The sequence below is a fragment of the Yeosuana marina genome (assembly GCF_011762485.1).
In the GTDB taxonomy this organism is placed as follows: Bacteria; Bacteroidota; Bacteroidia; order Flavobacteriales; family Flavobacteriaceae; genus Yeosuana; species Yeosuana marina.
On the sequence record NZ_JAAKGI010000003.1, the window covers coordinates 185924 to 208647 of the forward strand.

Here is a 22724-nt window from a genome sequence, read left to right on the forward strand (position 1 = left end):
GATATAAATAGAATGCGTTGTTGATTCCTATTCATTTGAATTCAACATTATAGCTAATTAAAACAAATAATAACTCACTAAGTTTTATCTAATTATATATTAGAATTAAAAACTAGAACAAATAACTAACCATTTTTCTGAAGGTGTGTCAGAAAAAAATTAAAAACCGTGTAAACAATGTATGTAATAAAAAGAGATGGCAGGAAAGAACAAATTATGTTCGATAAGATTACTGCAAGAGTGCGTAAATTATGTTATGGATTAAACGAATTAGTTGATCCGTTAAAAGTAACAATGCGCGTTATTGAAGGCTTATATGATGGTGTGACTACCAGCGAACTTGATAATCTTGCGGCAGAAATTGCTGCTACTATGACGACTGCTCATCCAGATTACGCACGTTTAGCGGCGCGAATTTCGGTCTCTAACTTACACAAAAACACCAAGAAAACGTTTAGCGACGTCATGCATGATTTATACACTTATGTAAACCCTAGAACAGGCAAAGATGCACCGCTTTTGGCTGATGATGTTTACAAAGTAATCATGGAACATAAAGATACCCTAGATTCTACTATTATATATAATCGTGATTTTGGATATGACTATTTTGGTTTTAAAACACTAGAACGTTCATATTTATTAAAATTAAACGGTCAAATTGCTGAGCGTCCTCAGCACATGCTCATGCGTGTTGCTGTTGGAATTCATTTAAATGACATTGAGTCTGCCATAGAAACCTATGAGCTCATGTCTAAAAAATATTTTACACACGCTACGCCAACCTTGTTTAATGCGGGCACACCAAAGCCACAAATGTCTTCATGTTTCTTGTTAACAATGAAAGACGATAGTATTGATGGTATTTACGATACCTTAAAACAAACTGCTAAAATATCACAATCTGCCGGTGGTATCGGATTATCTATCCATAATGTGCGTGCTACCGGAAGTTATATTGCGGGTACTAACGGAACCAGTAATGGTATTGTGCCAATGTTGCAAGTGTTTAATGATACGGCGCGTTATGTCGATCAAGGAGGCGGAAAACGCAAAGGAAGTTTCGCTATTTATTTAGAACCTTGGCATGCCGATATTTTTGAATTCTTAGAGCTGAAGAAAAACCACGGTAAAGAAGAAATGCGTGCGCGCGATTTGTTTTATGCAATGTGGATTTCAGATTTATTTATGAAACGAGTGCAAGAGGATGGTCCATGGACTTTAATGTGTCCAAATGAGTGTCCAGGATTGTGCGATGTGCATAGCGAAGAGTTTGAAGCGTTATATTTAAAATATGAAGCTGCAGGCAAGGGAAGAAAAACCATTAAGGCGCGTGATCTTTGGGAGAAAATAATGGAATCTCAAATTGAAACCGGAACGCCATACATGTTGTATAAAGATGCGGCAAACCGTAAATCCAATCAACAAAATTTAGGAACAATTCGTTCATCAAATTTATGTACAGAGATTTTAGAGTACACGTCTCCAGATGAAATAGCTGTTTGTAATTTGGCGTCAATTGCGTTGCCAATGTTCGTTAAAAATGGAGCTTTCGATCATAAGGAATTATTCAGGGTTACAAAACGTGTCACAAAAAACCTTAATAAAGTTATAGATAGAAATTATTATCCTGTTAAGGAAGCAGAAAATTCTAATATTCGTCACAGACCTATTGGTTTAGGCGTTCAAGGTCTTGCCGATACGTTTATTCAGTTGCGTTTACCATTTACTTGCGATGAAGCTAAAAAGTTAAATCAGGATATTTTTGAAACGATTTATTTTGCGGCCGTTACCGCTAGTATGGAAGAAGCGAAAATTGACGGGCCTTATAAAACTTTTGAAGGATCTCCAATAAGTAAAGGTAAGTTTCAATACAATTTATGGGGTTTAAATGACGAAGATATGTGTGGTCTTTGGGACTGGGCTAAATTGCGTAAACAAGTTATGAAACATGGTGTGCGTAACTCATTATTAGTAGCGCCAATGCCAACAGCTTCAACCTCTCAAATTCTTGGAAATAATGAGTGTTTTGAGCCTTATACGTCTAATATTTATACACGACGTGTGTTATCGGGTGAGTTTATTGTAGTAAACAAACATTTATTAGAAGATTTAGTTGAACTTGGTTTATGGAATGATAGTTTAAAACAAGAAGTTATGAGGGCTAATGGTTCTATTCAAGGCATAGATGCAATTCCTCAAGATATTAAAGATTTATATAAAACAGTATGGGAGTTGAGTATGAAAGACATTATTGATATGTCCCGTCAAAGAGGGTACTTTATTGATCAATCACAATCTCTTAACTTGTTTTTAGAAGGTGCTACAATGGCTAAGTTAACGTCTATGCACTTCTACGCATGGAAAAGTGGCTTAAAAACTGGTATGTATTATTTACGCACGAAGAGTGCTGTAGATGCGATTAAGTTTACATTAGATAAAGCTAAAAAAGAAGAACCAGTAGCACAAGTAGAAGAGGTTATTGAAGTTAATGAAGAGCATTTAGCCCAACAAAAGAAATCAGCAGTTAAGGCTGCTGCTAAATTTGCCCAACAAAACACCGAAGTTCAACCGATGTCTCCTGAAGAAATGAAAGCTTTGATAGCGCAAGCTAAAGAATCTTCTGGTGGAGATGACTGTTTAATGTGTGGGTCGTAGAAAGATTTTTCTATGAATAATTTTTATTGTTAAGTGTTATAAAAAAAGCACCTCATTGAGGTGCTTTTTAATATAATATTATTTGTAATATAAATTATTTTGAGGTCATTAAAGCAAAAAATTTATCAATGTTTGGAAGAATAACAATACGAGTTCTTCTATTTCTTGCTCTATTTGCAGCTGTTTTATTATCAGTAAGAGGTTGATAACTACTTCTACCGGCAGCAATCATTTTTTCAGGAGCTACGTTATATTGATTTTGGAGTTTTCTAACAACAGAAGTCGCTCTTAATACACTTAAATCCCAGTTATCAGCTATTTTTTCTGTGTTTATACTTCTAGAATCTGTATGACCTTCAACCATAACTTCTAAGCTAGGTTCTGAGTTTATAACATCTGCTAGTTTCTGTAAAATAGCATTGGCTTTAGAGCTCACTCTATAGCTTCCACTATTAAATAACATTTTGTCTGAAATAGAAATCATAACAACGGTTTCGTTAATATTAACTGAAATGTCTTCATCTTCATTAATATCACTTGAAGTCATTGTTTTCTCTAGATTGTAAGCGACAGCTAAATTCATAGAGTCTTTTAATGTTTTTGCCTGACTTAGTTTATTAGCATCTACATGTTTTAAAGTTTCACGCATGCTTGCTTTTGCATCATTTGATATGACGGCTCCATTGTCAACATCTAGCTTTGAATTGTTTTCTTCAGTAAGTGTTCCTACATCTTCTTTTAAAGACATTATTTTTGAATTGTACTCATCAACTCGCGCTTGAATGACCGCAAATTTATTTTCTAAATCTTCTTTCTCAACTCTGGTCTTGGTAAGTTCACTTTTAATTTCTCCATTTTCTTGTTGCAGAGCAACATATTTTTTCTTTGAAACACAAGAGAATACTAATGTTGCTACTAATAAAATTGAAATTTTTCTCATAATAATATTTAATGGTTTATTTGATTTACGTAAGCAATGTAATTATGGATGTTAAACGCATTATTTTTTAACATGAGTTCTAATAAATTGTATGATAATGCTGGTACATCATAAAAAAACCACCTTAATTGAGGTGGTTTTTTTAAAGCAGATATATCATTTATTCTTCCTCTTCAGGCGGGCTTGCAAACTTGGCAGGTTTTACAGAGCTGTCATGAGCATCGTGGTATTCTTCCAGCAAGCTCATAATGGCATTTAGTAGGTCTTTTGTTTCTAATAAAAGACTAAAATACAATGTTGTGTTTTTAGGACTCACTTCTTCATTTCGGGTACGTTCAACTTGTTTTTGAATTTTATCTTTAACTAATTTTGAAATTTCAGATTTTCGTGTTAGGATATTACCAATCTCTTCAAAGGAACGAGATTCGAAGGCTTTTTGAGTATTTTCAAATAAGCGTTCAAAACGTTCATCAACTTCTTTTAATTCTTTAATTTGGTTGAATTTTAATTTTTTATGGTTGTTATGGATGTGTTTATGGCTTACTTTAGAAATGTACTCTAAAGATTGTGCCATATCCTGTAAATATCCTAAAAGATGGATATAAAAATTACTAGCGCCAACACTCGATTCATCTAAATTTTTAATAAAATAGAAGATGTTATCACGCAAATCATCGATCTCATCAGACAATTTTGCAACTTGTTTTTTATTCTTCTTAAGTAAGTTTAAATCTTGCTTTGCTAAACCATTGATAGCGTTTGAATAAATTTTATTTCCTCTTTTAATAACATTGGCAACATTACTGGCGCTTTCATGAATCACTCCCTGAATAGAACTACTTTCGGCTTTAGTTAATCGGTCTTCAGCTTTAACTTCTTTTAATTTTTTGCTATGTGCTATATAACTTCTTGTAATTAACGCAATAGCAATAACAAGAAGAATGGAAACCATTACAGGCACATTAATGTTTATAATATAGGCAACTAAAGCTGCTACAGTAAAGGCAATAATAGCGGTAAAGAACCAACCTCCAATTACATTTAAAACTCCTGCAACTCTGTAAACAGCACTTTCAGCACCCCAAGCTCTATCTGCTAAAGAAGATCCCATGGCAACCATAAAGGTTACGTAGGTTGTTGATAATGGCAACTTCATAGAGGTTGCTAAAGATATTAATACGGCAGCAACCATAAGGTTCACAGCAGCGCGTACCATATCAAAAGCAGGAAGTTCAATACTTTTGTCTTGTGGTAAAGTAACCGCAGGTTTTTCAAATTGTTTATCTAACGTTGCTTGCCATGATTTTGGAATGATGTAAGAAACCATTAGAGATAACCCCATAGACATTCTTACAAAACCTCGAGATAAAAAATTGGGTTGAAATCGTTCTTTAATATCTTCTTGACGTGACAAATCAACAGATGTTTTTACAACATCTTTTGCTTTACTCGAAAAGAATAGTGTAATAACCATAATTAAGCCTGCAATTAGCAAAATTATGGGTTGTGTCTCGACTTTTTGGGCTAAGCTGCTCATGCTGTATGCAGTTGCTAGCTGGCCGCTCCCTACCCAATCAAGATAGGAGTTATAAGCAGCAATAGGAACTCCAATAAAATTAACTAAATCATTCCCAGCAAAAGCTAATGCTAAAGCAAAAGTTCCAACCATGATAATGATTTTATAGATATTAGTTTTAAAGACTTGAATATAGACAAATGATAAAACCGTCCAAATAACTAAATTAATACCTAATAATAAATAGGTGTTTTGTAAAAGTGAGTTTATAAAATCTCCATGCATAAAATCAGCCCCACTTAAACCTTTTATAATGATAAAGTAAGTTATAGAGGTTATGGCAATACCGCTAAAAACAGCACCATGCCAAGACGGTTTTTGCTCAAATTTAAAACTTAATAAAACACGAGAAACCCACTGAACAAAAGCACCAACGGTAAATGCAACAACGACCGATAACAGAATCCCGAAAATTATTTCGATGGCTTTGTCATTGTTTATATAGTGCCCTAAATCAAAAAGAGTCTGAGAGTCACTGTTTGAAATTTTAATAAGTGCCATACATACTGAAGCTCCAAGAAGCTCAAATACAATAGAGACTGTAGTTGAAGTAGGTAGACCAATGGTATTAAAGAAGTCTAATAGCAAGATATCTGTAATCATGACCGCCATAAAAATGATCATGATTTCATTAAACATGAATTCTCCTGGATTAAATATCCCCTTTCTCGCAACTTCCATCATACCGCTTGACGTTAAAGCACCTACGGCGACGCCAAGACTTGCTACAATAATAATTGTTTTGTAAGAAACTGCTTTGGAACCAATGGCAGAATTTAAGAAATTTACGGCGTCATTACTAACGCCAACGATTAAGTCTGCTACTGCTAAGAGAGCAAGAGCAATTATCATGTAAAAATAAATATTGTCCATACTAAATATGAAAAAAAATTAATAACAAATTTCACGTTTTAAATTGAACTCAATGTTACGGAAATGTTATGTTCTTTAAAGTTTTTTAATAAAATTTTGCGTCTCTAAACACAATATTATTCACCTTATTATTGTTCCAATGTTAAGTTTTTAATTATTTTAAAATATAAATAACTGATAAACAGATACTTAAAATTTCAATGTTAAGCTAACGTTATGTAAATGTTTTACAAATGTAAAATATTAAGTATATTTGTTATATAATTATTAAACAAAACCCCACATAAGATGAAAAATATAATGATAATCGCAATTGCTTTATTTGCTACAATAAGCTTTGCTCAAAAAAAAGAAAGAACTTTAAAAGTTAATAAAGACACTAATTTAATTGAAGTGGTTTATTATCATGACAATGGGGAGGTTAGTCAAACAGGAACTTATACATTAGATGGTAAATTACAAGGCCAATGGGTTAGTTATAATAAAGAAGGCGACAAAACTATTGTAGCTAATTATGATAACGGAAAAAAATCAGGAAAATGGTTTTACTATACTGATAATGGAACTGTTAAAGAAGTTGATTATAGTAAAAACGTTATAGCTAGTTTAAAAGAAACTGACTTAAAAGCAAATGAAGATTTTTAAAAGAAACAAAAATATATATAAAAAAAGCATCCTAAACTTAGGATGCTTTTTTTATTGTATGAATGTTTTTAATTATTCTCTTGACCAACCTGCTCCCCAAGTAGCAAAGTCTGTAGCAGTTCCGTTACCAACACCTTCAATAAATTGGCTTTCTGTGAAAGCTTCTCCAGTAGAAACATCTTTTAGTACTGTTGTAACATCATTAAAAGTTATATCAGTTACGTGTAGTGAGCCATCTGCTATCCAAGCACCTGTTGGATTGTCAGCAGCATCTCCATCAATTTGGAATGCTAAACTAAAACCTTGAATATACAGGTTGTTTAATGACGCTTTTGTTCCTACTCTAAAATGTGTTGCTCTGCCATCAGCAGAACCGTTACCAATAATAGTGATATTAGTTAAAGTTGGGTTCGACCAAAAAGCAGCAGCATGTGAATAATCTGTATTGTAACCATCAGCTTCAATACCATTGTCATGATCTGGGCCGTGAACTACATAAGCATCAGTTATTGATCCTGAAAATCCTTCAGTCCAGTCTATGGAATCATCATGGTTGTTAACCGCTACATAGTGGCTAACATTTACGGTACCTCCAAAAAATTCAGCACCATCATCTTTACCTTCATACGATTCTATGTAGTCAACTACTGTACCACTACCAACGCCGTAAAAAGAGAATCCGTTGTTTTCACTTGAACCGCTTGCAGCACCTCCAGAATATTCAAGACGGACATATTTTAATGAGCCAGAATTATCAGTAGGATCAGTTCCTCCATAAGGTAAACTACCAATTTCAGAAGTTGAAGTTTGTGTTCCAGTTACTGAATTAACAGGAGCTTTTCCTAAAAGGATTAAGCCTCCCCAGTTACCAGCAACAGGGTTTGAGGCATTAGAAGTTAAAACAATAGGCTTATCTGCAGTTCCTTCTGCGATTATTTTGGCTCCTTGTGATATGGCAATATAAACGCTAGCACCAGTTGCTTCTGCTTTTATGGTCATGCCTGCAGGGATTGTTAAAGTTGTACCAGCTTCCATAATTAATGGGCCATTAAGAATATATTGGTTGTCAGAACTTAAAGTCAAGTTAGTTGACATAGTGCCAGATATGTAAACAAGAGGTTTAGTTGTTTCACCACCACCTCCAGTGTTATTGGTAACGCTATTATCGTTTATAACAATATCAGCTGTATCGTCTGTTGTACAAGAGAAAAGCAAGGTTATAATTGCTAATCCTAAAATTAAATTATTTTTCATCTTTTTCTGTTTAATTAATTTCTGTTTTATATTAGTGGTTAAAATTTATATTTTAATTGTAGGCCTATATTCATACCTCGTTTGTAGTTTGAAATGCCTTTTCCGTTAGCTGAAGTAACTACAACATCGCCTATAGTAGCTTCTCTAACATATTTAATAGTAGGATTTAGTAAGTTTTTTGCACTTAGGTTTGCCTCCAATTTATTCTTAAAAAATCTATTTTTCCAAACGAAATCTAATGTAGGAACTCCTTTTTCTAAAATGTTTCCTAAATCTCCAGATCCTAGAGCATCAATTCTATCAGCGAAATATGAGAATACTAAGGTTGCTGATGGTTTGTAGTTGTTAAATACAGGAGCGTATTGAATATCTGCATTTAATAAGAATGGAGAAGCTCCTTGTAATTTATCTTTAGTTTTATTGAATGATAAATTGAATCGTGTACCTACTATTTGATCATATAAGTTTTGTTCGGTTTTCATATAGGTACCGTTTAAGCCTATTGATAATGTAGCATCGTCATCATCAGAAGTAATTAAGTTTTTTCTTAATTCAACTTCAATTCCATAAATAGTTGCCTTATCTCCAGTTCTAAAATAACGTTGTGTTCCTGTGGCATCTGCACCCACCACTAAGTTGATAGGGTCTTTTATTTGTTTTGTGAATGCTGATACGGATAGTAATTCACTTTTGCTAAAGAACCACTCATATTTTAAATCGATGTTATAGATTTTAGAATATGCTGTATTATTAATATTTATAAGATTAGATCCTGTAGCACCAAGAATGTCTGGGTTACCACCAATACTAGACGATACGTTTTCGTAAACAAAAGGGGCAGCTTCTTTAAATTCTGGAAGCGACACGGTTTGACTAGCTGTAAAACGTAAGTTTTGATCGTCATTTATAGCATACTTAATATTTAAGCTAGGTAGAAAGATATTACTCATAGTGTTAACAGTATCAATACCTTTGTTACCTAAATTAATAACGTTATAAGAAATATTTTGTTCGATGTTTTCAAAGCGAATACCAGGAACAAATAACCATTTGTCGCCTGCTGTAATTTCAGCATTTGCATATCCTGCATAGACGTTTAAAACTCCTTTATACGTGTTTTCTGGTAAACCAGGACGGTTAACATTGGTTAATCCAGGAATAGGTTTAAAAACTTTTATTTGATAAATACCATTGGTTTGGTTTTGGTTAACACGTAAATTATCAAGTGTAAACACATCATCAAAATTACTAACATCAGTTACAGGATATTTTGTATCAACAATTTGATAACCATATCGGATGTTGTTAAAGTCTCTTGTTTTGTTTTTGCCATCATAACCTAAATTAATTTTCAAGTTATCTGAAACGTTGTAAGCTAAATTTAATCGGCTATTGATTTCTTCATCGGTGATATTTTGAAAATAACGTTGGTTATCGTAATCTACGTTGTTATAAAAAGTAGGATTTGTATTTGGGTCATTATCTAAAGCATATTGATAATTCTCTAAAGTAATACGCTTTCTGTCTGGTTGTTTTGAATGCACTAAGTTATAGCCAATACCCCAATCTACATCCAATTTTCCAGAACTATGTGAACCCTCTAGCTGATTAATAGTCATTTGAGTTTGATCGAACTGAGCATTCATTTGGTAGAAACCCCTTTGGGTATCTAACTGCGCATCTCTACTTCTGCCTGCTCCGTCAGTACCAAAATACCCAACAACGTCTGATGAGTTATTAATAAATAATGAGGTATATTTTAATTTGTTTTTATCATTAATTCTGTATTGAGCTGTCCCCATTACAGTTGAATTCGTTCCATATTCATATTCTTCAGCAGCATCAAAAGCCTTTTTTTCTGTTAACGTATAATCAACGGCACTACCTCTTCTGTATTCATAGCTATTAGCAAATGAACCTGTTAAGAATAAACTTAATTTTGAACCATCATTGAACTTGAATGATTTTCCAGCAGAACCTCCATAATTAATATTAATTGGTGTACCAGCATTTACTGGATCGATGCCATGAGATAAAACGATGGCAAATGGGTTGTGGGCATAACGGCCATAATAACCAAAAAAGCCAGTACCTTCACTTCTTACAAAGTTTTTGTCTATAGCATTCGTATTAAAACTAGAACCAGCAGATAACTCTAAAAATCCATTTCCTGTATAGTCTTTTGATTTAACATCGACGTTTCCAGCAGAAAAATCTCCATAAAATTTTGACGAATAAGCCTTCGCAACAGAGACGTTTTCGATGACATCTGTTGAAAACAAGTTTAAGTCGATATTCTTTTTATTAACGTTGTTTGAAGGTAACGACAACCCGTTTAAGGTGGTGTTTTGGTAACGGTCTCCTAAACCTCTTACATACACATTACTGGAACCTTCTTGTTTAGAAATACCAGATATTTTTGCAATGGCGCCAGCAGCATCGCTAACCCCTTTTCTTGATAACTCTTCAGCACCAATGCTTTGTTTTATTTCAACAGCTTTCTTTTGCTCTAATAATAAAGCGGTTTCGCTTTCTCTTTTAGTTGTGGTGGTAATAACAACTTCATCTAAAGAGGCAGCACTTGCCCCCATAGTAACATTAATTTCAGTTACTTTGCCTGCTACTACTTGTGCATTAACTTCTTGAGTTTCGTAACCAACAAAACTGAACACCAATGTGTATGCTCCTGGTTCTAAATTTTCAAAGCCATATAACCCGTCAATATCAGATGTTGTTCCTTTGGTGGTTCCTTTAATTAATACGTTTGCAAACGCAAGTGGCTCATTATTATATTCTTTATCAATAAGTTTTCCAACGATAGAACCTGTGTTCTGTGAAAAGGAAAGTGACGTTATGAATAGTATAAATAATGGTATAAATTTCTTCATTAGTTTTTTAATTTATTGCTGCAAAGAAACGCACAGAATGTGAATAGGATGTTACCTAGAGATTAAACAACAGTAATGATAGGGTTATCTCAATGTTACGTTTTTATTACGAAATTTTAATCTGTAAACAATAAGTTAACATTGTAGAAAGAATGTGTTTTTCTACAAAATAATAATTTTCTATAATAAGAAATAGGAAGTAAAAATTCTGTTTAACAAATGGTAATTGTTAACATTGAAAATTTATAAAAAAGATAAATTATTTATTTGGAAGCAACAGCTGTTCGGTCATCATTCGTTGCAATATTACCTAAGGCGGCAAAATCATTTAAAGACACTGTACTAGCGGCTAAAGGAATATTTAACTCTACTGGTTGTGTAGCGTTAACGTGAACATTAATTTCTTTGGTTTCATACCCTACAAAACTACAAACCAATGTATAGTCCCCTTCCTCTAAATTTTCAATAACAAATAAACCTGTAGTGTCTGAGTTAAATTCTGTAGAAGTGCCTTTTATAGCAATGTTAGCAAATACTAAAGGCTCGTTATTTAGTTCCTTATCTAAAACTTTACCCACTATCAAACCAGTGTTTTGAGCAAACCCCATGCTTGTAAATAAAAAGATAGATAAAATTAATAACTGCTTCATTTGTTTCTTTGAAATTATGTTACAAATAAATGGTATTGCTTTTACTAAGATGTTATCTAATCATTAAACAACCATGATTAAAATGTTACCTTAATGTTACCAAATTTAGGTTTTGTTTTTACTTAAATTAGTTATCTTGCCTGTGCTTAAATTTATACTATGAACTGGGAACAATTATTATCCTTAAAACGATTTGGAGATACTAATAAACGTATTAGAAAAGAACAGGACGAAACTCGTCTTGGTTTTGAAGTAGATTATGATCGTGTTATCTTTTCATCGGAGTTTAGAATTCTTCAAGATAAAACTCAGGTTATCCCGCTGTCGCAAACAGATTTTGTACATACGCGCTTAACTCATAGTTTAGAAGTGAGTGTTGTAGGACGTTCTATAGGGCGTAAAGTAGGTCAAAAATTATTAGAAAAACATCCGCATTTACAAACAGTTCATGGCTATCAGGGTAATGATTTTGGTGCTATAGTAGCTGCGGCAGCTTTGGCGCATGATATTGGGAACCCGCCATTTGGACATTCAGGAGAAAAAGCTATTGGCGAATTTTTTAAGACAGGGGATGGAAGCAATTTTAAAAAGCAATTAACGGATAAAGAATATCAGGATTTATGTGATTTTGAAGGGAATGCTAACGGATTTAAAATTTTAACCGAAAGTAGAGATGGAAGAGATGGCGGTTTACGCTTAAGTTATGCAACGCTTGGTGCCTTTATGAAATATCCAAAGGAATCTTTACCTAAAAAACCAACTAGTCATATTGCAGATAAGAAATATGGGTTTTTTCAAAGTGAAAAAGAGGCATTTTCAAATATAGCTGATGAATTAGGCTTGTTAAAACGAAGCAAAACAGACGCTAGTTTTTCGCGTCATCCATTAGCTTTTTTAGTGGAAGCTGCCGATGATATTTGCTATACCATTATTGATTTTGAAGACGGTATTAACCTTGGACTTATTCAGGAAGAATTCGCGCTTGAATACTTAATTAATTTAGTACGAGATACCATCAACACAAAGAAATACCATCAACTTAAAAATACGCAAGACCGAGTAAGTTATCTACGTGCGTTGGCAATAAACACCTTGATTAATGAAGTAGTTACCATTTTTATAGACAACGAAGAAGCTATTTTAACAGGTGAATTTCAAACAGCCTTGTTAGATAAAAGTAAGTATGATGCACAAATTAATGACATCATTAAAATAAGTGTAGAAAATGTGTATAAATCAGAGGATGTAATTGATAAAGAAATTGCAGGCTATGAAATTATAAAACATCTTTTGAGTGTTTATACATCAGCTATAAATAATAATTTTAATGGTAAGGCTTCAAATTATGATAAACTTATTTTAAACAGATTACCAAAAACGATGAAACTTAATGACGATAGTTTATACAAACGTCTGCTGTCTGTTTGTAATTATGTGTCTTTATTGTCCGATAGCAATGCTATTTTAAATTATAAGAAAATAAAAGGCATGCACTTTTAATAATTTTGGGCGTTACCACACTAAGGTGTGGACGGGCTTTCGGCAGTCGCTCTTTGCAAGTAGCTCCAAAAAAGCCTCAATCCCTAACGCGGAATAGGAACTGGTTAATTTTAGGTTTAATCTTTTTCTCACAAAGTCAAGCAAAACCTAAACCAAGGTCCTTACAAAGCCTTATTAAATACTACTCGTAGGTTTTCAGCATCCAATCCAACAGATTGTTGTAATTCAGCAATGCTACCTTGTTCAATAAAAGTATTAGGTATTCCTAAGGTATTCACAGAATTTGTATACTTATTTTTTGAAGCAAATTCAAGAATAGCACTTCCAAATCCGCCATTTAGCACATTGTCTTCAATAGTAATAATAGTATTAAATTTTTTAAAAATAGTGTGCAGTAAGGCTTCGTCCAAAGGTTTTACAAAGCGCATATCAAAATGGGCCATAGCTTCAGGATTGCTGCAATTAGTAATGGCTTCAGTACTATTTTTAGCAATCGTTCCAATACTTAAAACGGCTAAGGTATGTCCGTTTTTAAGCATTACACCTTTACCGATTTCAATTTTTTCAAAGGGTTGCTTCCAATCAATTGTGATGCCGCTACCTCTTGGATATCGAATAGCTATGGGAAGATCTAATCCCAGTTGAGCCGTATACATTATGTTTCGTAGCTCTATTTCGTTTCTTGGCGCAAAAATAATGAGGTTAGGAATACATCTTAAGTACGATAAATCGAATACACCGTGGTGGGTAGCACCATCTTCACCAACCAAACCAGCACGATCCAAACAAAAAATAACGGGTAGTTTTTGAAGCGCTACATCATGGATTATCTGGTCGTAAGCTCGTTGTAAAAAGGTTGAGTAAATATTACAAAAAGGAACGAGACCTTGAGTTGCCATACCAGCCGCCAGCGTAACGGCATGTTGTTCGGCAATACCAACATCAAAGGCTCTGTCTGGAATTTCATTCATCATATATTTTAACGAGCTGCCAGTTGGCATTGCAGGAGTTATGCCGACAATATTTTTATTTAGTTTGGCTAGTTCAACTAGTGTTAAACCAAAAACATCTTGGTATTTAGTAAATTCAGACTGAGTTTTCGAAATTAAATCACCTGTAGAGGCATTAAACTTTCCAGGGGCGTGGTACTTTACTTGGTCTTCTTCGGCTTGTTTTAGGCCTTTTCCTTTGGTAGTTATAACATGTAAAAATTTAGGACCTTTTACGTTTTTTAATCGTTTTAATTCTGAAATAATGGCTTCGATATCATGTCCGTCAATAGGTCCAGAATAATCAAAATTTAAGGCTTTAATAATATTATTTCGTTTTTGAGTACCTTTTTTAACATTGGTTAAATATTGTTTTAAAGCACCAACACTGGGGTCAATACCAATTGCGTTATCATTTAAAACAACAAGAAGGTTAGCGTCTGTAACCCCAGCATGATTTAAGCCTTCAAAAGCCATGCCTCCTGCAATTGAGGCATCTCCAATCACCGCAATATGATGCTTATTCTCTCCTTTTAATTGAGACGCAATAGCCATTCCCAAAGCAGCAGAAATAGAGGTTGAGGCATGCCCAACTCCAAAACTATCATAGATACTTTCACTGCGTTTTGGAAAACCACTTAATCCACCAACTTGTCTGTTGGTGTGGAAATTATCTCGTCTTCCAGTTAAAATTTTATGTCCGTAGGCTTGGTGGCCAACATCCCAAATTAACTGGTCTTCTGGGGTGTTAAATACATAATGTAATGCAATTGTTAATTCAACGACACCCAAACTTGCACCTAAATGCCCTTCTTTAGTAGCCACAATATTGATTATAAATTCACGTAATTCTTGAGCGAGTTGAGGCAAGTCCTTTGTTTTTAGAAGACGAAGTTCTTTGGGTGAATTTATTGTGTGTAACAATTTTTGCATATGACTACAAATGTACTACTTGAAATGCCATAACAAAAAATTTAATAGAATTTAAAAAAGGAAACTAAGGCATTGCATCTGACTTCAAAAAAACAATAAATAGTATCAGATGAAATTGTATTTTTGTTGTTATGATACAACCTTTTGATGATACCTATTTTATGAAAAAAGCTTTGCAGGAAGCTGATATTGCTTACGAAAAGGGCGAAATTCCTGTGGGTGCTGTTATTGTTATTGAAAATAGAATAATAGCTAGAGGTCATAACCTGACTGAAACATTGAATGATGTAACAGCTCATGCTGAAATGCAGGCTATTACAGCAGCCGCTAATTTTTTGGGTGGTAAATACTTGCAAAAGTGTACCTTGTATGTAACATTAGAACCTTGCCAGATGTGTGCAGGCGCCTTGTATTGGAGTCAGATTTCTAATATTGTGTATGGGACTAGAGATTTAGAACGCGGTTGTATTAATTTAAAAACTAAACTACATCCTAAAACATTGATAAAAGGTGGTGTTATGGAAGAAGAAGCTTCAGACCTTTTAAAATGTTTTTTTATTGAAAGACGGAATTTGAATTAGGTCTGGTTTGCGTTAGGGATGGTAGAGGAAAGCCCGCAGCGAGGTACGAGCGAGGACTTGAAACGGACAGCCCGACCCTTTTAGGGTAACGCCCAAAATATAATTATCTTCTGGTGTCGCCTTCGCGTTCGCGCATTTTATCTAGGTTTTCTTTGGTAAGCATGTAATCTTTAACATCTTTATCTTTCCATCTGTGATACGCGAATAACGGAAAAACTAGAAAAAACAATCCGAGAACTCCAAAACCAATTAGTTTTTGAGAGTTTTCAAAATCCATTACATATCCCGTAAAGATACAACCAACAGATAGTATTGATAAGAATGCAATAAGGTATTTCATGTGTTTAATTTTATTGTTTTTCATCGGTCACATGCCGTTCGCAGACAATCATTCCCGAAGATAATAATACTTTGAGAATGCTCGTTTCATGTGTTTATAGTTTAACCACTCACTTCAATTAACTTGTTTCTGTAAGCTGTTAGAAGTTTAGATTTAGAAATAAAACCAATATAAACACCATCTCTTACAACCGGTAAATTCCAAGCGCTGCTATCTTGAAATTTTTTCATTATATCAGTCATTTTATCTTTGTCAATATCAATGATTTCAGGAGGAGCATGCATGATATCGCGAGCTCTTACTTCACCATATAAATCTTGATCAAACATGATAGATCTTAGGTCATCTAAAAGAATAATACCAGCTAATTCTTTAGTTTTAGCCTTAATAACTGGGAAAATATTTCGTTTAGATAGAATAACAGCTGTATTTACAATTTCTCCTAAATTCATATTGGACGTGATAACTGAGAAATTTGTTTCTATAATTCTGTTAATATCTAAAAACATCAATATGTTTTTGTTTTTATCGTGTGTAACAAGTTCGCCTCTTTTTGCTAATTGAGCCGCATAAATATTATGTGGTATGTAGCGTTTGGTAATCATAAAGGAGATGGAGGCCACAATCATTAATGGAATAAATAATTCGTATCCGCCTGTAATTTCAGCAATTAAAAAGATGGCTGTTAACGGAGCTAATAAAACACCAGCCATAAGGCCAGCCATACCAACCATTGCAAAATTGATTAAAGAGAGGTCGTATCCAAAAAAATAGTTCATTAAAAAGGCAAACAAACTACCTGTTAAACTACCCGTAAAAAGCGTAGGAGCAAAAACACCACCAATACCACCAGCTCCAAAGGTTAGAGATGTTGCTATAATTTTAAATAAAATTAAGCCTAAAAGGAATAGACCGATAACGAGAGTATTATTGTTTACTGAATTAAAAAAATTGTCGTTAACAACAGCTGTAATATTTCCTCTTAAAACTCTATTAATTGTTTCGTAACCTTCACCAAATAATGGTGGGATAAGATAAACGAGGCCTCCCAATAGAATACCACCAATTAATAACCGCTTGTAGGGACTGGCAATTTTGCTAAAAAAGTCACTAATTCCAAAATATACTTTGCTAAAATATACTGAAACTAAGGAAGTAAAAACCCCTAGAAACACATAAAATAAAACATCTTTTAATAAAAATTTATCATCTAAAGTGAAATGCAATAATACATCATCGCCTAAAAAGAAATAAGATGTTAAAATAGCTGTTATTGAAGCCAATAACAAAGGAATCATAGAGGCTAAAGTTAGTTCTAAGCTAAAAATTTCTACAGCAAATACAATAGCTGCTATGGGCGCTTTAAAAATAGCTGACATGGCGCCTGCTGCTGCTGCACCAATTAATAAGTTTCTTGTAGTTTGATTTAAGTGAAAAAGGCGAGCAAAATTTGACCCTAGAGCAGCACCGGTTGCAACCGTTGGACCCTCTAGCCCAACAGAACCTCCAAAACCAACCGTTAATGGGGCAGTAATAACAGACGCCCATATTTGGTGTTTTGGCATGATGCCTTTTAGTTTGGATATAGCAAATAACGTAGAGGGAATACCATGGCCAACTTTCTTTTTAACTACATATTTTATAAAAATTAACACGAAAAACAATCCAATAACAGGGAAAATAAAATAAAGATTTTCGTGAATTTCTTTTAAAATAGCTCCTTCTAATACATGCTGAATAAAGTGTGTAGCATTTTTTAAAGTAACTGCACCCAGACCAGCCAACAGGCCAATTATGGCACTCGAAATATTTATAAACTGCTTATTGGAAATATTTTTATATTTCCATTTTAAAAATTTCTTAAAGATTTCTTTTGAACGTAAAGGCATTATTTTTTCAGATAATTTTATTTGTCTAATCCTTCTAATTTAATATGCAATTCTTTTAACTGGTTTTGATCAATAAAAGCTGGAGCATCAATCATAATATCACGACCAGAATTATTTTTTGGGAACGCAATAAAATCCCTTATAATTTCTTGACCGGCTAATATGGCGACTAATCTGTCTAATCCAAAGGCTAAACCACCATGTGGTGGCGCACCATATTGAAAGGCATCCATTAAAAATCCAAATTGTGCTTTTGCTTCTTCTTCTGTAAACCCTAAATAATCAAACATTAAAGATTGTGTTTTTTTATCGTGAATACGGATAGAACCTCCTCCAATTTCATTTCCGTTCAAAACTAAATCGTAAGCATTGGCCTTAACATCTCCAGGATTTGTAGCTAATAATTCTAATTGCCCTGGTTTAGGAGATGTAAAAGGGTGATGCATAGCGTGATAACGCTTAGTGTCTTCGTCCCATTCTAAAAGTGGAAAATCAATAACCCATAATGGCGCAAACTCGTTTGGTTTGCGTAACCCTAAGCGTGTTGCCAATTCCATTCTTAGAGCACTTAATTGAGGTCTTACTTTATAAGTTTCACCAGACAAAACACATATTAAATCTCCTGGTTTAGCACCAGTAATTTCTGCCCATTTTGCGAAATCGTCTTGGTCGTAAAATTTATCTACAGATGATTTATAAGTTCCATCTTCATTACAACGACAATACACCATTCCTAAAGCTCCAACTTGCGGGCGTTTTACCCAATCAATAAGTTGATCTATTTCTTTTCTTGTATATACATTTCCACCAGGAACAGCGATACCAACAACTAATTCGGCACTATTAAAAACACCAAAATCTTTATGTTGCGTAACACTATTTAGCTCGCCAAACTCCATACCAAAACGAATATCTGGTTTGTCATTACCGTATAGACGCATGGCATCATCGTACAACATTCTGGGAAATTTTTCTACCTCTATACCATTAATTTCTTTAAGTAAATGACGTGTTAATCCCTCAAAAGCATTTAAAATATCTTCTTGTTCAACAAATGCCATTTCACAGTCAATCTGTGTAAACTCGGGTTGTCTGTCGGCACGTAAATCCTCATCTCTAAAACATTTTACAATTTGAAAATATTTGTCCATCCCGCCAACCATAAGCAATTGCTTGAAGGTTTGTGGAGATTGAGGTAAGGCGTAAAACTGACCCGCATTCATGCGAGAAGGTACCACGAAATCGCGCGCTCCTTCTGGAGTTGATTTTATTAAATACGGTGTTTCAACTTCTATAAAACCTTCTTTTGATAAATAGTTCCTTACAGCTTGCGCAACGTTATGTCTAAAAATTAAACTGTTTTTTACAGGGTTACGACGAATATCTAAATAACGATATTTCATTCGTAGTTCTTCACCTCCATCGGTTTTATCTTCAATAGTAAAAGGAGGCAATAACGCTTTGTTAAGAATAGTCAATTCTGATACTAAAATTTCAATCTCACCAGTTGGGATATTTGGATTCTTAGAACTACGCTCAATAACGTTTCCTTTAACTTGAATTACAAATTCCCTACCAAGAAGTTTGGCCTCTTGGATAATAGCTTTTGGGGTACGTTCTTCATCAAAAATAAGTTGCGTTATACCGTAGCGATCACGAAGGTCTACCCAAATCATAAATCCTTTATCACGAGATTTTTGAACCCAGCCAGCTAATGTTACTTCTGTATTTATATGTGATGCATTTAACTCACCACAATTATGACTTCGATACATATATTAGAAATTAAAACACTTAATGCTAAAAACATAGCACGAATTAAACAGGGTGCAAATTTAGGAAGATATCTTATTAATAAACTAAGATTTAGTGTATAATTTATATCTTATTAGTATAATTTTTTAAATTATTTATTCCTAATTAATTAACTAAAAGACGCTATTTAATTTGTTAAAAAGCCAAATTAATTGTTATCAAGACAATTATTTTGTAATTTTCTTCACACTTATTCAAAATAATTTAATACTAACTCTAACAATTAACTTATGAAAAAAACTTTACAATTTAACTTTTATTTGTTTGTATTACTGTTTTCTCCGCTAGCTATGATGGCTCAGGGAATGATTACGGGAACAGTAATTGAGACAAGTTCTAACAGTCCTATTCCTGGGGCTAACGTAATCATTAAAGGTACTACAACGGGTACTGTTACTGATTTTGATGGTAACTTTAGTTTAAATGTAGCTAGTTTTCCAGCTACGATTGTAATATCCTCTCTTGGATATGACACTAAAGAAGTCGCCGTATCATCGGGACAAAAAATTACGGTGTCACTAACAGAAGGTGTTGCTTTAGATGAAGTGATGCTTATTGGTACAAGAAACCCGAATCGATCGTCAATTGATACGGCCGTACCAGTTGATGTAATTGATGTATCTGAACTAGTTACTGCAGGTCCACAAGTAAATCTAAATCAAATTTTAAATTATGTAGCACCTTCTTTTACCTCAAACACTCAAACCATTTCAGATGGTACAGATCATGTTGATCCGGCCTCTTTGAGAGGTTTAGGGCCAGATCAAGTATTAGTTTTAATTAATGGAAAGAGGCGTCATAACTCCTCTTTAATCAATGTTAACGGAACCTTTGGGCGTGGTAGTGTAGGAACTGATTTAAATGCGATTCCAGCAGCATCAATAGCTCGTATTGAGGTTTTACGTGACGGAGCCGCCGCACAATATGGATCGGATGCTATTGCGGGTGTCATTAATATAGTACTAAAGAAAAGTACCAATGAATTAATGTTAAACGTTACAAGCGGTGCAAATTTCTCAAAGAATGCCAATGATCAAACTGGTGGAGTAGATGGAGAAACAACTAATGTTAGTGCCAACTATGGTTTAGACCTTGGTGATAAAGGAGGATTCATCAATTTTACTGGTGATTTTGATGTTAGACAGGATTATAGCAGAATGAAAGAATGGGAAGGAACTATTTTCAATCTGTATAATACAGTTGAACGATTTGCTAATAATGATGGATATGATTTATCTCAATTATTAGATGATGATGTAACTGATGTTATTCAGTATGCAAACCAAGCGGGAATTGTATTAAATGGAGCATCGACCAAAGCAGACTTACAGCCAATTTTATCTGGTGATAATACGGCTGCAGAGTTAGCAGCTAGAGGATTGACAAGAAGCGACTTTAATATGCGCGTTGGCCAATCTGCTTTGCGTGGTGGTCGTTTTTTCGCAAATTTCTCTTTGCCTTTAGATGATAAAGGAACCGAGTTGTATTCTTTTGCGGGCTTAAGTTCAAGAACAGGAAATTCAGCCGGGTTTTATAGATTGCCTAATCAGAGTAGAACGTATACGCCTGCATACATTAACGGGTTTTTACCAGAAATTAATTCAACTATCAGTGATAAATCAATTGCTGTAGGGATTAAAGGTAAAATTAACGATTGGGATGTTGATTTTAGTAATACCTATGGAAAAAACTCTTTTTTATACACCATTGGTAATACCTACAACGCTTCTATGCAAAAAGCATCTCCAACATTTTTTGATGCTGGTGGATTTTCGTTTGCACAAAACACAACCAATTTAGATATCAGTAAGTTTTATGATGATATTATGTCTGGTTTAAACGTGGCTTTTGGTGCTGAATATCGTTTAGAAAATTATGAAATTGTTGCGGGCGAGCAACCTTCGTATGCACAATACACGGCAGATGGTCAGGTAATTACATTAGCTTCACAAATACCTGCAAAAGATTTCTTTGGAGCTTCAAGACCTGGCGGATCTCAAGTATTTCCTGGATTTAGTCCGGCTAACGAATTATCTAGAGGACGAAGTAGTGTAGCAGGGTATTTTGATTTGGAAGCAGACATTACTGAAAGTTTTCTATTAAGTGGAGCCTTACGATTTGAAGATTATTCAGATTTTGGTTCAACGCTTAATGTTAAAGTGGCTACAAGATTAAAAGCTGGAGAAAACACTAATTTTAGAGCCGCATTTAATACGGGCTTTAGGGCGCCATCTTTGCATCAATTGAATTTTAATTCGACTTCAACTATTTTTGATAATGCTGGAAATCCACAAGAAGTTGGAACATTCTCAAATGATAGTAAGGCTGCTAAATTATTGGGAATTCCACAATTAAAACAAGAAACATCAAAAAGTGTTAGTTTAGGGTTTACATCTAAATTTCCTGATGCCCACTTAACACTAACTGTTGATGGCTATTGGGTTGGTATCAATGATAGAGTTGTCTACACAGGTCAATTTAAAGGACCTGGAACAGGAACAGAATTGGATAAGTTATTATCTCAAGCCAACGCTTCTGCGGCATCCTTTTTTGCTAACGCCATTGATACAGAGTCACGAGGATTAGATGTTGTAATAACTCATGATGCCAGAGTAGGAACATCTGCAAAATTAAAAAGTGATTTATCTGGAACGTTTTCTAAAACAAAACAAGTGGGTGGTATTAAAGCATCACAAGTTTTAATTAATGCTGGTCAAGTTGGCACCTATTTCCCAGAAGATAGCCGGGTATACTTAGAAGAAGCTGTGCCAAGAACTAAAATCAACCTATCAAATAGTTTAACAACAGATAAGTTTAATGTCTTTTTAAGAAATGTTTGGTTTGGTAAAGTTACTGAAGCAACTTCAACAGTTGCTAACCAACAAGTATTTGGATCAAAATTAGTAACTGATTTATCTTTTGGATATAAAGTAGCAGAGAGCACAACCATTACTATAGGTGCAAATAATTTGTTTGATATCTATCCAGATAGAGCGGCACCTCAGTTTAATAACCGAAGTGATGGTCGTTTTGATTGGTCAAGAAGAGCCCAACAATTTGGAATTGGAGGCCGTTTTCTTTTTGCTAGATTAAGTTTTAATCTTAAATAATTTAAAAAGTGTATAAAGAAAAAAAGCCTCGACTTTTGTCGAGGCTTTTTTATTGTCGGTAAGGACAAAGTTTGTTAACTAGA

Annotated in this window: 14 protein-coding genes; 5 read left to right on the plus strand and 9 right to left on the minus strand. The window is 34.1% G+C overall.

All coding sequences use genetic code 11. The features are described 5' to 3' along the window. The first annotated feature begins 177 nt into the window (after positions 1-177). Positions 178-2658, plus strand: coding sequence for a ribonucleoside-diphosphate reductase subunit alpha (locus G5V56_RS05485; RefSeq protein ID WP_166962669.1), 2481 nt, complete (start codon positions 178-180; stop codon positions 2656-2658). A gap of 94 nt (positions 2659-2752) precedes the next feature. Here the strand turns inward: G5V56_RS05485 and G5V56_RS05490 are convergent, their stop codons facing one another. Both G5V56_RS05490 and G5V56_RS05495 read right to left on the minus strand, forming a co-directional pair. After that, the gene (locus tag G5V56_RS05490) at positions 2753-3598 is read right to left on the minus strand and encodes an OmpA/MotB family protein (RefSeq protein WP_166962671.1); all 846 of its coding nucleotides are present in this window, start codon (positions 3596-3598) and stop codon (positions 2753-2755) included. Positions 3599-3758: 160 nt separating this feature from the next. Then, positions 3759-6047 carry an inorganic phosphate transporter gene (locus tag G5V56_RS05495; RefSeq protein ID WP_166962673.1) on the minus strand — a complete coding sequence of 763 codons (2289 nt, stop codon included), beginning with the start codon at positions 6045-6047 and terminating at the stop codon, positions 3759-3761. Between the two features lie 288 nt (positions 6048-6335). On the opposite strand from G5V56_RS05495, the gene G5V56_RS05500 reads away from it, so the two are divergent. Continuing rightward, positions 6336-6692, plus strand: coding sequence for a toxin-antitoxin system YwqK family antitoxin (locus G5V56_RS05500; RefSeq protein WP_166962675.1), 357 nt, complete (start codon positions 6336-6338; stop codon positions 6690-6692). A 72-nt stretch (positions 6693-6764) separates the two neighbouring features. On the opposite strand, the gene G5V56_RS05505 is transcribed toward G5V56_RS05500, so the two are convergent. The 3 genes from G5V56_RS05505 to G5V56_RS05515 all read right to left on the minus strand — a co-directional run bounded on the left by G5V56_RS05505 (position 6765) and on the right by G5V56_RS05515 (position 11484). Next, on the minus strand, positions 6765-7946 hold the full coding sequence (locus G5V56_RS05505) for a multidrug transporter (protein ID WP_166962677.1): 1182 nt from the start codon (positions 7944-7946) through the stop codon (positions 6765-6767). 38 nt (positions 7947-7984) lie between these two features. Then, positions 7985-10834, minus strand: a complete 2850-nt coding sequence (locus G5V56_RS05510) for a TonB-dependent receptor (protein WP_166962679.1) — start codon at positions 10832-10834, stop codon at positions 7985-7987. Positions 10835-11097: 263 nt separating this feature from the next. Next, positions 11098-11484 carry a carboxypeptidase-like regulatory domain-containing protein gene (locus tag G5V56_RS05515; protein ID WP_166962681.1) on the minus strand — a complete coding sequence of 129 codons (387 nt, stop codon included), beginning with the start codon at positions 11482-11484 and terminating at the stop codon, positions 11098-11100. A gap of 159 nt (positions 11485-11643) precedes the next feature. Between G5V56_RS05515 and G5V56_RS05520 the strand changes: the two genes are divergently transcribed. Continuing rightward, the gene (locus tag G5V56_RS05520) at positions 11644-12984 is read left to right on the plus strand and encodes a deoxyguanosinetriphosphate triphosphohydrolase (protein ID WP_166962683.1); all 1341 of its coding nucleotides are present in this window, start codon (positions 11644-11646) and stop codon (positions 12982-12984) included. A gap of 161 nt (positions 12985-13145) precedes the next feature. Here G5V56_RS05520 and dxs read toward each other — a convergent pair whose 3' ends face one another. After that, on the minus strand, positions 13146-14906 hold the full coding sequence (dxs, locus tag G5V56_RS05525) for a 1-deoxy-D-xylulose-5-phosphate synthase (protein WP_166962685.1): 1761 nt from the start codon (positions 14904-14906) through the stop codon (positions 13146-13148). Positions 14907-15037: 131 nt separating this feature from the next. Here dxs and G5V56_RS05530 point away from each other — a divergent pair, with 131 nt between their 5' ends. Then, complete coding sequence (locus tag G5V56_RS05530; protein ID WP_166962687.1) at positions 15038-15487, plus strand: nucleoside deaminase; 450 nt, start codon at positions 15038-15040, stop codon at positions 15485-15487. 103 nt (positions 15488-15590) lie between these two features. Here G5V56_RS05530 and G5V56_RS05535 read toward each other — a convergent pair whose 3' ends face one another. The 3 genes from G5V56_RS05535 to aspS form a co-directional block, all read right to left on the minus strand. Next, complete coding sequence (locus G5V56_RS05535; protein ID WP_166962690.1) at positions 15591-15827, minus strand: hypothetical protein; 237 nt, start codon at positions 15825-15827, stop codon at positions 15591-15593. Between the two features lie 101 nt (positions 15828-15928). After that, positions 15929-17716: a chloride channel protein gene (locus G5V56_RS05540; RefSeq protein ID WP_166962692.1), complete on the minus strand. Its 1788-nt coding sequence runs from the start codon at positions 17714-17716 to the stop codon at positions 15929-15931. 17 nt (positions 17717-17733) lie between these two features. After that, positions 17734-19491 carry an aspartate--tRNA ligase gene (gene aspS / locus G5V56_RS05545; protein ID WP_166962694.1) on the minus strand — a complete coding sequence of 586 codons (1758 nt, stop codon included), beginning with the start codon at positions 19489-19491 and terminating at the stop codon, positions 17734-17736. Positions 19492-19761: 270 nt separating this feature from the next. Here aspS and G5V56_RS05550 point away from each other — a divergent pair, with 270 nt between their 5' ends. Further along, on the plus strand, positions 19762-22641 hold the full coding sequence (locus G5V56_RS05550) for a TonB-dependent receptor (RefSeq protein ID WP_166962696.1): 2880 nt from the start codon (positions 19762-19764) through the stop codon (positions 22639-22641). The last annotated feature ends 83 nt before the right edge of the window (positions 22642-22724 follow it).

Coding starts and splice junctions, on each gene's coding strand:
- G5V56_RS05505 (WP_166962677.1), bottom strand. CDS start 7,946: ATGAAAAATAATTTAATTTTAGGATTAGCAATTATAACCTTGCTTTTC.
- G5V56_RS05530 (WP_166962687.1), top strand. CDS start 15,038: ATGATACAACCTTTTGATGATACCTATTTTATGAAAAAAGCTTTGCAG.
- G5V56_RS05490 (WP_166962671.1), bottom strand. CDS start 3,598: ATGAGAAAAATTTCAATTTTATTAGTAGCAACATTAGTATTCTCTTGT.
- dxs (WP_166962685.1), bottom strand. CDS start 14,906: ATGCAAAAATTGTTACACACAATAAATTCACCCAAAGAACTTCGTCTT.
- G5V56_RS05485 (WP_166962669.1), top strand. CDS start 178: ATGTATGTAATAAAAAGAGATGGCAGGAAAGAACAAATTATGTTCGAT.
- G5V56_RS05510 (WP_166962679.1), bottom strand. CDS start 10,834: ATGAAGAAATTTATACCATTATTTATACTATTCATAACGTCACTTTCC.
- G5V56_RS05550 (WP_166962696.1), top strand. CDS start 19,762: ATGAAAAAAACTTTACAATTTAACTTTTATTTGTTTGTATTACTGTTT.
- G5V56_RS05500 (WP_166962675.1), top strand. CDS start 6,336: ATGAAAAATATAATGATAATCGCAATTGCTTTATTTGCTACAATAAGC.
- aspS (WP_166962694.1), bottom strand. CDS start 19,491: ATGTATCGAAGTCATAATTGTGGTGAGTTAAATGCATCACATATAAAT.
- G5V56_RS05535 (WP_166962690.1), bottom strand. CDS start 15,827: ATGAAATACCTTATTGCATTCTTATCAATACTATCTGTTGGTTGTATC.
- G5V56_RS05515 (WP_166962681.1), bottom strand. CDS start 11,484: ATGAAGCAGTTATTAATTTTATCTATCTTTTTATTTACAAGCATGGGG.
- G5V56_RS05495 (WP_166962673.1), bottom strand. CDS start 6,047: ATGGACAATATTTATTTTTACATGATAATTGCTCTTGCTCTCTTAGCA.
- G5V56_RS05520 (WP_166962683.1), top strand. CDS start 11,644: ATGAACTGGGAACAATTATTATCCTTAAAACGATTTGGAGATACTAAT.
- G5V56_RS05540 (WP_166962692.1), bottom strand. CDS start 17,716: ATGCCTTTACGTTCAAAAGAAATCTTTAAGAAATTTTTAAAATGGAAA.